Annotated in this window: 13 protein-coding genes; all 13 read left to right on the top strand. The window is 45.6% G+C overall.

All coding sequences use genetic code 11. The features are described from left to right. The coding region (gene rpsQ, locus Q0438_RS02570; RefSeq protein WP_299187018.1) for a 30S ribosomal protein S17 at positions 1–103 on the top strand (103 nt) is incomplete at its 5' end. Further along, positions 103–471, top strand: coding sequence for a 50S ribosomal protein L14 (gene rplN / locus Q0438_RS02565; protein ID WP_299187015.1), 369 nt, complete (start codon positions 103–105; stop codon positions 469–471). The genes rpsQ and rplN, both read left to right, overlap by 1 nt. Continuing rightward, entirely contained in the window at positions 471–704 is a 234-nt protein-coding gene (gene rplX, locus Q0438_RS02560) for a 50S ribosomal protein L24 (protein ID WP_005868992.1), read from the top strand. Before rplN ends, rplX begins: the two co-directional genes overlap by 1 nt. Positions 705–706: 2 nt before the next feature. Continuing rightward, a complete protein-coding gene (gene rplE / locus Q0438_RS02555) occupies positions 707–1,252 on the top strand; it encodes a 50S ribosomal protein L5 (RefSeq protein ID WP_299187012.1) in 546 nt (181 codons plus the stop codon). A 1-nt stretch (position 1,253) separates the two neighbouring features. Continuing rightward, the gene (locus tag Q0438_RS02550; RefSeq protein WP_005868990.1) at positions 1,254–1,439 is read left to right on the top strand and encodes a type Z 30S ribosomal protein S14; all 186 of its coding nucleotides are present in this window, start codon (positions 1,254–1,256) and stop codon (positions 1,437–1,439) included. Positions 1,440–1,448: 9 nt separating this feature from the next. Further along, a complete protein-coding gene (rpsH, locus tag Q0438_RS02545; RefSeq protein ID WP_005868989.1) occupies positions 1,449–1,844 on the top strand; it encodes a 30S ribosomal protein S8 in 396 nt (131 codons plus the stop codon). Positions 1,845–1,921: 77 nt separating this feature from the next. Continuing rightward, complete coding sequence (rplF, locus tag Q0438_RS02540) at positions 1,922–2,458, top strand: 50S ribosomal protein L6 (protein ID WP_299187009.1); 537 nt, start codon at positions 1,922–1,924, stop codon at positions 2,456–2,458. Positions 2,459–2,468: 10 nt separating this feature from the next. Further along, positions 2,469–2,825, top strand: coding sequence for a 50S ribosomal protein L18 (gene rplR / locus Q0438_RS02535; RefSeq protein ID WP_299187006.1), 357 nt, complete (start codon positions 2,469–2,471; stop codon positions 2,823–2,825). Positions 2,826–2,840: 15 nt separating this feature from the next. Continuing rightward, positions 2,841–3,284, top strand: coding sequence for a 30S ribosomal protein S5 (gene rpsE, locus Q0438_RS02530; protein ID WP_297883348.1), 444 nt, complete (start codon positions 2,841–2,843; stop codon positions 3,282–3,284). 11 nt (positions 3,285–3,295) lie between these two features. Beyond that, a complete protein-coding gene (rplO, locus tag Q0438_RS02525) occupies positions 3,296–3,697 on the top strand; it encodes a 50S ribosomal protein L15 (protein ID WP_299187004.1) in 402 nt (133 codons plus the stop codon). Next, positions 3,697–4,962 (top strand): preprotein translocase subunit SecY, encoded by a 1,266-nt coding sequence (gene secY, locus Q0438_RS02520; protein ID WP_299187001.1) that lies wholly within the window; start codon positions 3,697–3,699, stop codon positions 4,960–4,962. The genes rplO and secY overlap by 1 nt, the downstream gene beginning before the upstream one ends. Continuing rightward, the gene (gene map / locus Q0438_RS02515) at positions 4,963–5,721 is read left to right on the top strand and encodes a type I methionyl aminopeptidase (RefSeq protein ID WP_299186999.1); all 759 of its coding nucleotides are present in this window, start codon (positions 4,963–4,965) and stop codon (positions 5,719–5,721) included. A gap of 504 nt (positions 5,722–6,225) precedes the next feature. After that, positions 6,226–6,509 (top strand): hypothetical protein (locus Q0438_RS02510; protein WP_299186998.1); only part of this gene is annotated, 284 nt, incomplete at its 3' end.

Raw genomic sequence — 6,509 nt, 5'->3', positions numbered from 1 at the left:
CGTCGTAAAGATCGGCGATACCATATCTGCGATCGAGTGCAGACCGCTAAGCGCTAGAAAATCGTTTCGCTTAAAAGCGGTTTTGAAAACAGGAGTTGAATAATGATACAGAGTTTTACCAGACTTACGGTAGCTGATAATAGCGGCGCAAAAGAACTTATGTGTATTAAAGTTTTGGGCGGCAGCAAAAGAAGATACGCCACAATCGGCGATATTATCGTTTGCTCTGTAAAAAAAGCGCTCCCTAACGGCAAGATCAAGCGCGGTCAAGTAGTAAAAGCCGTAGTCGTTCGCACTACTAAAGAATTGCACAGAGGCAACGGCTCGCTAATTAGATTCGACGAGAACGCAGCCGTTATTTTGGATTCAAAAAAAGAGCCGATCGGCACTCGTATTTTCGGTCCTATCGGTAGAGAGGTCAGATACGGCGGTTTTATGAAGATCGTTTCGCTGGCTCCGGAGGTTTTATAATGGCAGTAAAATTTAAGATTAAAAAAGGCGATCAGGTAAAGATCATCGCAGGTGACGATAAGGGTAAAACAGGCACTGTTAAGGCAGTGTTTCCTAAAAAAGCTCAAGTTATCGTCGAGGGTTGTAAAATGGCTAAAAAGGCTATCAAACCAACCGAGCAAAATCCGCAAGGCGGCTTTACGAGCAAAGAGATGCCGATGGATATTTCAAACGTTGCGTTGGTAGAGGGTTGATTATGAGCAGACTAAAAGATAAATACGATAATTCCATCAGAGCTGCTTTGCAGAAAGAATTTGATATAAAAAATCCTATGCTTATCCCGGCGCTTGAAAAGATCGTTATCAGCGTAGGAACGGGCGAATCTAGCAAAGATCAAAAAGTGCTTCAAAATATGGCCGATACTATCTCGCTGATCGCAGGCCAAAAAGCGCTTATCGTCAATGCAAAAAAATCGGTTGCCGGCTTTAAAGTGCGCGAAGGTTTCCCGGTAGGCATAATGGTTACGTTACGAAAAGAGCAGATGTTTGCCTTCCTTGACAAACTGATCTCTATCGCGCTTCCTAGAGTTAAGGATTTCCGAGGACTGCCTAGAGCGGGATTTGACGGACGCGGCAATTACAACTTCGGCTTGCAAGAGCAGCTGATGTTCCCTGAGGTCGAATACGATCAAATTTTAAGAACTCACGGTATGAATATAACCGTCGTAACGACTACAAATAACGATAAAGAGGCATTTAAATTGCTAGAGTTATTCGGCATGCCTTTTGCAAAAGGAAAATGATATGGCAAAAAAATCAATGGTAGCCAAGGCGAAACGCCCCGCTAAATTTAGCACTCGCGCATATACCAGATGTCAAATTTGCGGTCGTCCGCACTCCGTTTATAAAGATTTTGGAATTTGTCGCGTTTGCCTTCGCAAGATGGCAAACGAAGGCTTGATCCCTGGTCTAAAAAAAGCAAGCTGGTAAGGAGAAGAGATGATTAACGATCTTATTTCAGATGGATTAACTCGCATCAGAAATGCTGCGATGCGAAGACTAGATACGACTAAACTTTTTCACTCAAACGTCGTTGAGGCTATGCTTAAAATTTTAGCCGAGAAGGGCTATATCGAGAGCTACAACGTAGTAGAGGAAAACAATAAAAAGATCATTAACGTAGTGCTTAAATACGACGAAAAGGGTAGGAGCGTGATAAACGAAGTTAAAAGGATTTCGACTCCGGGTCGCCGCGTATATCAAGGCAAAGACGAGATCAAGCGCTTCAAGAACGGCTATGGAACCGTCGTCGTTAGCACAAGCAAAGGCGTTATGAGCGGTATCGACGCGCACAAAGCGGGCGTCGGCGGCGAAGTGCTTTGCACGATCTGGTAAGAAGTTTCTACTTTTTATGGCATTGTGGTATCCATTCGTAAAAGTAGACATACCCTAGACAAATAAAAAGGAAAATTATGTCAAGAATTGGTAAAAAACCGATCTCTATTCCAAACGGCTTAGAGGTCAAAATCGACGGCTCGTCGTTAAAATTTAAAAAATCGAATAACGAAAAAGAGCTTGATTTAAAAGGTCATGTCGATGTAAAAATCGAAGACGGAAAGATAGAATTCTCACCTAAGAGCGAGGATAGACAGAGCAGGGCGTATTGGGGAACATACCGCGCTTTAGCTAACAATATCGTTCTCGGTCTTACCGAGGGCTTTTCAAAGCAGCTTGAAATCAACGGCGTCGGCTACAGAGCCGCGATGAAGGGTAAGGTGCTTGAGCTAAATTTAGGTTTTTCGCATCCGATAAATTTTGAATCTCCAAAGGGGATTGAAATTTCCGTAGATAAAAACGTCGTAACTATCAAGGGCGACGATAAGCAGCAAGTAGGCCAAGTGGCAGCCGAGATCAGAGGATTCAGACCGCCTGAGCCATATAAAGGCAAGGGTATTAAGTATCTTGAAGAGCGCATTATCCGCAAAGCCGGAAAAACAGCTAAGAAATAAGGGTTGAGAAATGACACAGAACGTATTAAAAAGAAAGATCTCTTTAAGAATCAAGAGAAAAAGAAGAATTCGCGCTAAAATTTCAGGCGTCGCATCTTGCCCTAGAATTTCTATTTTCAAATCCAATAGAACCGTCTATGCTCAGGCTATCGACGATGTAGCGAGCGTTACTTTGTGCGCCAGTAGCGGTAAGGTTTTAAATTTAAAGGCAAATAAAGAGGGCGCGGCTAGCCTAGCTAAAGATTTGGCTTCCAAGCTAAAGAATAAAGGCATCTCCGAGGCGCTTTTCGATCGCAACGGCTATTTGTATCACGGCGTGATCGCAAGCTTTGCCGAGTCGCTACGCCAAAACGGCATCAAACTATAACCCAAAGGAATGATTGTGGAAAAGTATAATAGAGAAGAATTCGAAGAGGTAATCGTCAATATCGGTAGGGTTACGAAGGTCGTTAAGGGCGGTAGAAGGTTCAGATTTACCGCGCTTGTAGTGGTAGGCAATAGAAACGGCCTAGTGGGCTTTGGCTTCGGTAAATCCAAAGAGGTTCCAGACGCAATTAAAAAGGCGGTAGACGATGCGTTTAAAAATATCATCAAGGTAAATTTAAACGGCTCTACCATCACTCACGACGTTGAAGTAAAATACAATGCGAGTAAAATTTTATTAAAGCCGGCGAGCGAAGGTACCGGCGTTATCGCGGGCGGCTCCGTGCGCCCGGTTTTAGAGCTTGCAGGCATTAGGGATATCCTAACCAAGTCGCTAGGCTCTAACAACGCATCCAACGTCGTAAGAGCTACTATGAAAGCTCTTAGTATCTTAAAACACTAGAAGGATAAAAGATGGGATTAGAAAATCTTAAAAAAGCCCCGGGCTCGACTCACGCCACTAAACGCTTGGGTCGCGGTCAAGGAAGCGGCCTGGGTAAAACTGCGGGTCGCGGCGGCAAGGGTCAGACCGCGCGCACCGGCTCTCATGAAAAAAGAGGCTTCGAGGGCGGTCAGCAGCCGATTCAGCGAAGGCTTCCGAAGGTAGGTTTTACTTCTAAATTTGAAAAACCTTACGTGATCAATGTCGATAAAATCGAAGCTATCAAAGATCTTAGCGAGATCACGGTCAAAAGCATCAAGTCGGTTCATAAAATTTCAAATTCCGTTAAAAAGATCAAGCTGATTGGCGTAGGCGCAAAAGCGCTCGCTAGCAAGATCAAAGACGAGAACGTAAAATTTAGCGGACAAAAATAATGAATAAATCGCTACGCAACAAAATTCTCATTACTTTGGGCTTTCTTTTTGCCTATAGGTTGCTAGCTTACGTGCCAGTTCCGGGAGTGGACGTTGAGGTTATAAAGCAATTTTTTCAAAGCAATAGCAACAACGCTTTTGGAATGTTTAATATGTTTAGCGGTAACGCGGCGGAGCGATTCAGCGTTATCTCGCTAGGCATTATGCCTTATATTACCGCTTCGATCATTATGGAGCTGCTCGCCGCGACCTTCCCAAATTTAGGCAAGCTCAAAAAAGAGCGTGACGGTATGCAGAAATATATGCAGATCATCCGATACGCCACCATCGCAATCGCTATGGTTCAATCCATCGGCGTTAGCATCGGCTTACAGGGCATCCACGGACAGACCGGAGCGCCTGCGATAATGGCGGAGAATACCAACGAGTTTGTTTTCATCTCGTGCATTTCGATGCTTGCAGGCACAATGCTTTTGATGTGGATCGGCGAGCAGATTACGCAGCGCGGCGTCGGTAACGGCACCAGCCTTATTATCTTTGCGGGTATCGTTAGCGCTATCCCTAGAGCGATCGGAAGTACCGTAAATTTAGTAAATACCGGCGAGATGAATATCTTGATCCTCGCTCTTATTATAGGGATTATTTTGCTCACTATCGGAGTTATTATCTATATAGAGCTGGGCGAGCGCAGAATTCCAGTTTCGTTTTCGCGCAAGGTATTGATGGCGAATCAAAACAAGCGCATTATGAACTATGTGCCGATCAAGCTAAATTTAAGCGGCGTCATTCCGCCTATTTTTGCAAGCGCTATTTTGATGTTTCCGACCACTATTTTGCAGGCAAGCACCAATCCGATCATTCAAAAGATCCACGATTTCCTAAGCCCGAGCAACTACTTTTTCAACTTCTTAACTTTTGTTTTGGTCGTGTTTTTTGCGTATTTTTACGCATCGATCGCGTTTAATTCAAAAGATATAAGCGAAAATTTAAAGAAGCAGGGCGGATTTATCCCGGGTATTCGTCCGGGCGAGGGAACGGCAAGCTTTTTAAACGAAGTTGCCAGCCGTCTTACGTTTTGGGGCTCGATCTATCTCGGTCTTGTAACCGTCATCCCGTGGCTGCTCGTTAAATTTATGGGCGTGCCGTTTTATTTCGGCGGCACCAGCGTGCTGATCGTCGTCTCCGTCGCACTCGATACGATGAGGCGCATCGAAGCGCAGATCTATATGAACAAATATCAGACCCTAAGCGCGGTCGGGCTATAAATGGCGATTTTGCTTAAAACAAAAAAGGATTTAGAGGGGCTTCGTGCGGCGAACAAGATCGTTGCGCAGGCCCTTGATTACGCAGCTTCATTCATAAAACCGGGTCTTAGCCTGCTCGAAGTCGATAAAAAGATCGACGATTTTATCACCTCAAAGGGCGCGTATCCCGCTTTTAAAGGGCTATATGGCTTTCCAAACGCCGCCTGCCTCTCGCTAAACGAGGTCATTATCCACGGCATCCCAGACGAAACAATTTTGCAAGAGGGCGATATCTTGGGCGTCGATCTGGGCTCGAAGCTAAACGGGTATTTCGGCGACAGCGCGCGCACCCTGCCCGTCGGTAAAATTTCAAAAGCCGACGAGGAGCTCATCGCATGCAGCAAGGACACGCTGGAGTTTGCCATCAAAACGATCAGAGTAGGGATGCACTTCAAAGAGTTAAGCTTCGAGATCGAGAAATTTATCCGCGCGCGCGGCTTCGTGCCGCTATACGGCTTCTGCGGCCACGGCATCGGCAAGCACCCGCACGAAGAGCCTGAGATCCCAAACTATCTAGAGGGCAACAATCCAAAATCGGGCCCCAAAATCAAAAACGGCATGGTCTTTTGTATCGAGCCGATGATCTGTCAAAAGGACGGCACCCCCGTCGTCGCTGAGGATAAATGGAGCACGAGAAGCAAGGATGGGCTTCGCACCAGCCACTACGAGCATTGCATGGCGGTTTTCGACGATAAGGTCGAAGTGTTAAGCGTCGCGTAGATTTTCGCGCAAAAAGCTTGGCAGAATTGGAATTTTGCTCTTTTACCGGTGCGAAATTTCGCCCGCGATCGGTCTTTGATAATTTTACATCGCTCGTGTCTTAGAATTTTACTTTAGCCGCTTCATGCATAAATTTTATCCGAAGCCCTTTCGAAACCTATCGCACTAGAAATTTTAAAATCTATCGCGACGGTTTGTAGCCTAGCCGCAAAATTTTTAAGGATTGGGTTTTGGCTCATGCTTTCTATTTTTTTAAAGCCCGAGCCTTGCAACTCCGCTCATAAATTCGCTTTCGATTAAAATTTGGCCTCAAAATTCCGCCGTTCAACTCCATGCCCCGTATCTTTAAAATTCGGCTGTAAAATTCGAAGCATAAAAGCGCGCAAGTAAGCGAGCTCAAAGCTTTAAGCGGCTAAGATTGCGCCTTGATTTTAAAGCGAAAATATGTCGCGCTACGTAGGGTGCGCGTCGTCGCGTCCTTTCGTACGAGGCAGGAAAGATAAAATGAGAGAAAAATTTTATGCAGCACTGGCAAATATAGGCGAGCTTGCGGCGCAGACGAAAGCGGGCGAGTTCGCGTTGCGCTTGCTTATGAAAATCGACCGCGGCTTTTTTGCCGCGCTGCGCGAACGTCCCGTATGGAGGGTGTTTTGGCTAGCGACGGCGCTATGCCTGCTCGCGTGCTGGGCTAAGATACATTATCAGATTAATGGCCCCATCTTTGCCTACATCGCCGAGAGCTTTCCCGCGGTATTCATCATAAATTTGCTCATCTTTCACCTCTGCTA

It is taken from the genome of uncultured Campylobacter sp., from assembly GCF_938030785.1.
GTDB lineage: Bacteria > Campylobacterota > Campylobacteria > Campylobacterales > Campylobacteraceae > Campylobacter_B.
The sequence above is the reverse complement of the archived record's forward strand: the minus strand, read 5'-3'. Positions and strand labels throughout refer to the sequence as shown.